The organism is Pseudoalteromonas sp. S1727, assembly GCF_005886375.1.
In the GTDB taxonomy this organism is placed as follows: domain Bacteria; phylum Pseudomonadota; class Gammaproteobacteria; order Enterobacterales; family Alteromonadaceae; genus Pseudoalteromonas; species Pseudoalteromonas haloplanktis.
In genome coordinates this window covers 1-456 of the sequence record NZ_PNDT01000332.1, presented here as the reverse complement: position 1 = coordinate 456, position 456 = coordinate 1, and the positions used below count along the sequence as shown (strand labels likewise).

At 37.7% G+C, this 456-nt stretch carries 1 protein-coding gene; it reads left to right on the top strand.

What is annotated here, in order from left to right; translation table 11 throughout:
* Positions 1-233 (top strand): 7-cyano-7-deazaguanine synthase (locus tag CWB85_RS22190; RefSeq protein ID WP_171039081.1); only part of this gene is annotated, 233 nt, incomplete at its 5' end.
* Between the last annotated feature and the right edge of the window lie 223 nt (positions 234-456).

The following is a 456-nucleotide window of genomic DNA, read 5'->3' as shown; positions in this document are numbered from 1 at the left end:
AGGATGATGTATGTAGTATAGCAAATTACGCTGCAGTAGAAATCTTCAGCACTTATTTTAACGATACTAAAATCGATATCTTAACTGATGGTATCAAAATGGGCTTAGTTTATAGCCATACTTGGACCTGCTATAACGGCCGTGAAAAAGCCTGCGGTCAGTGTGCTGCGTGCCAACTCCGCTTAGAACCATTTAGTCTGAATAATATAACTGATCCTATCGAATACGAATAAGCACAAAAAAGGCTATCATCTCGAAAGACTTTTTCTTAATGCTAAGCGTTACTCACAGTTTATAACCAACGTTTTACTTGTATCTTATTATCGCTATAGTCTTTTCCAATTATCTTTTGTAACTTTAGCTCTTCTGGGATAATTTGAAATCAAGATAAATAGACTATAAACTCCTTTACGACCAACAGTTCGCACACCGTTGTTACGATCACGCCCCCAGCGC